We start from the raw sequence: 3,546 nt of genomic DNA on the forward strand, positions 1-3,546 counted from the left end.
AAAAAACCCCTGACCATTTCTGATCAGGGGTTTTGTATTAAAAGGCTGACGATGACCTACTCTCACATGGGGAAGCCCCACACTACCATCGGCGATGCTTCGTTTCACTACTGAGTTCGGGATGGGATCAGGTGGTTCCAAAGCTCTATGGTCGTCAGCCAAACTGGCTTGGATCAGTGGTTGGTCTTATCACTTGTCTAAAGTGTGCCGCACGTTTCCAAAGAGGGTGGTGGTATGTAAAGTCTTTCTGACAATCAGTATGTCTGTCTATCTCATATCCGTCCGGTGTAATCAGTGTCTAACACCTAGTTACATCAGTTATATGGTCAAGCCTCACGGGCAATTAGTACTGGTTAGCTCAACGCCTCACAACGCTTCCACACCCAGCCTATCAACGTCGTAGTCTTCAACGGCCCTTTAGGGGACTCAAGGTCCCAGGGAAAGCTCATCTTGAAGGAGGCTTCCCGCTTAGATGCTTTCAGCGGTTATCCCGTCCGAACATAGCTACCGGGCAGTGCCATTGGCATGACAACCCGAACACCAGAGGTTCGTTCACTCCGGTCCTCTCGTACTAGGAGCAACTCTTCTCAACTTTCCAACGCCCACGGCAGATAGGGACCGAACTGTCTCACGACGTTCTAAACCCAGCTCGCGTACCACTTTAAATGGCGAACAGCCATACCCTTGGGACCGGCTTCAGCCCCAGGATGTGATGAGCCGACATCGAGGTGCCAAACACCGCCGTCGATGTGAACTCTTGGGCGGTATCAGCCTGTTATCCCCGGAGTACCTTTTATCCGTTGAGCGATGGCCCTTCCATACAGAACCACCGGATCACTATGACCTACTTTCGTACCTGCTCGACGTGTCAGTCTCGCAGTCAAGCACGCTTATGCCATTGCACTAACCTCATGATTTCCGACCATGATTAGCGTACCTTCGTGCTCCTCCGTTACTCTTTGGGAGGAGACCGCCCCAGTCAAACTACCCACCATACACTGTCCTCGATCCGGATAACGGACCAGAGTTAGAACCCCAAACATACCAGGCTGGTATTTCAAGGACGGCTCCACGCAAACTGGCGTCTGCGCTTCAAAGCCTCCCAGCTATCCTACACAAATAGGCTCAGAGTTCAGTGCAAAGCTGTAGTAAAGGTTCACGGGGTCTTTCCGTCTAGCCGCGGGAACACGGCATCTTAACCGCGATTTCAATTTCACTGAGTCTCGGGTGGAGACAGCTTCCCCATCATTACGCCATTCGTGCAGGTCGGAACTTACCCGACAAGGAATTTCGCTACCTTAGGACCGTTATAGTTACGGCCGCCGTTTACCGGGGCTTCGATCAAGAGCTTCGCATAAGCTAACCCCATCAATTAACCTTCCGGCACCGGGCAGGCGTCACACCCTATACGTCCACTTACGTGTTTGCAGAGTGCTATGTTTTTAATAAACAGTTGCAGGGAACTGGTCACTTCGACCAGCCTCAGCTTAGGGAGCAAGTCCCATCACCAAAGCCGGCGCACCTTCTCCCGAAGTTACGGTGCTATTTTGCCTAGTTCCTTCACCCGAGTTCTCTCAAGCGCCTTGGTATTCTCTACCTGACCACCTGTGTCGGTTTAGAGTACGGTTCTGTATAACCTGAAGCTTAGAAGCTTTTCTTGGAAGTATGGCATCAACCACTCCAGCCCAAAAAGGGCCTCGTCATAACGTCTCAGCCTTAGGATCCCGGATTTGCCTAAGATCCCAGCCTACGCGCTTAAACGCGGACAACCAACGCCGCGCTGGCCTAGCCTTCTCCGTCCCTCCATCGCAGTTATACAAAGTGCAGGAATATTAACCTGCTTCCCATCGACTACGCTCTTCAGCCTCGCCTTAGGGGCCGACTAACCCTGTCCCGATTAGCGTTGGACAGGAACCCTTGGTCTTCCGGCGGGGGGGTTTTTCACCCCCCTTGTCGTTACTCATGTCAGCATTCGCACTTCTGATACCTCCAGCAAACCTCACAGTTCACCTTCAGCGGCTTACAGAACGCTCCCCTACCATGCACAAAGTGCATCCGCAGCTTCGGTTACCAGTTTGAGCCCCGGTACATCTTCCGCGCAGGCCGACTCGACTAGTGAGCTATTACGCTTTCTTTAAAGGGTGGCTGCTTCTAAGCCAACCTCCTAGCTGTCTAAGCCTTCCCACATCGTTTCCCACTTAACTGGTATTTGGGACCTTAGCTGGCGGTCTGGGTTGTTGCCCTTTTCACGACGGACGTTAGCACCCGCCGTGTGTCTGCCAGGATTGTACTCCGCGGTATTCGGAGTTTGCATGGGGTTGGTAAGTCGGGATGACCCCCTAGCCCAAACAGTGCTCTACCCCCGCGGGTAAGACCTGACGCACTACCTAAATAGTTTTCGGGGAGAACCAGCTATCTCCGAGCTTGATTAGCCTTTCACTCCGATCCACAGCTCATCCCCGTCTTTTTCAACAGACGTGGGTTCGGTCCTCCAGTGCCTGTTACGGCACCTTCAACCTGGCCATGGATAGATCGCTCGGTTTCGGGTCTATTGCCAGCAACTAAACGCCCTATTAAGACTCGGTTTCCCTACGGCTCCCCTAAACGGTTAACCTTGCTACTGACAATAAGTCGCTGACCCATTATACAAAAGGTACGCAGTCACAGAACAAGTCTGCTCCTACTGCTTGTACGCATACGGTTTCAGGTTCTATTTCACTCCCCTCTCCGGGGTTCTTTTCGCCTTTCCCTCACGGTACTGGTTCACTATCGGTCAGTTAGGAGTATTTAGCCTTGGAGGATGGTCCCCCCATGTTCAGTCAAGATAACACGTGTCCCGACCTACTCGATTTCACACCAAAAGAGTTTTCGTGTACGGGGCTATCACCCTGTATCGCTCAACTTTCCAGAAGATTCCACTAACTCAAATGATGCTTAAGGGCTAATCCCCGTTCGCTCGCCGCTACTAAGGGAATCTCGGTTGATTTCTTTTCCTCCGGGTACTTAGATGTTTCAGTTCCCCGGGTTCGCCTCTTACACCTATGTATTCAGTGCAAGATACCTCTAAAGAGGTGGGTTTCCCCATTCGGAAATTCACGGATCAAAGCATGTTTGCCGGCTCCCCGTGACTTATCGCAGGCTCCTACGTCCTTCATCGCCTCTAACTGCCTAGGCATCCACCGTATGCGCTTAGTCGCTTGACCATATAACTCAAGCAACTAGATGTTGCGACTTACAATTGGATAACTTGTCGCTATCTTGTTTTCACAAAACAGCCACAGTTCTCATTGCAAAATGACATTTTTACGCCGGACAGGTATGTACAGATAAACAATACACACTTGATTTGTCAGCATGATCCAACATCCCGCGAAGAATATTGAATCTATGTATTTAACAACTTTACATTCCACCTTGTTAAAGAACTTCTGATGGCAAACATCAGAAAGATGCTGTCTTGGACTACTTGGCCTGGGCCAACTCAAAACAACACGTTTCTGAGATCTACAAAGCAGTGAAAAGAAGTGGTGGAGCTATGCGGGATCG

The 3,546-nt window shown here is 50.9% G+C and carries 2 rRNA genes; both read right to left on the reverse strand.

The features are described 5' to 3' along the window. Positions 1 to 43: 43 nt before the first annotated feature. Positions 44 to 159 (reverse strand): 5S ribosomal RNA (gene rrf / locus GSF27_RS17650). A 163-nt stretch (positions 160 to 322) separates the two neighbouring features. Continuing rightward, positions 323 to 3,203, reverse strand: a 23S ribosomal RNA gene (locus GSF27_RS17655). Between the last annotated feature and the right edge of the window lie 343 nt (positions 3,204 to 3,546).

It is taken from the genome of Pseudomaricurvus sp. HS19, from assembly GCF_009857815.1.
GTDB lineage: Bacteria > Pseudomonadota > Gammaproteobacteria > Pseudomonadales > Cellvibrionaceae > Pseudomaricurvus.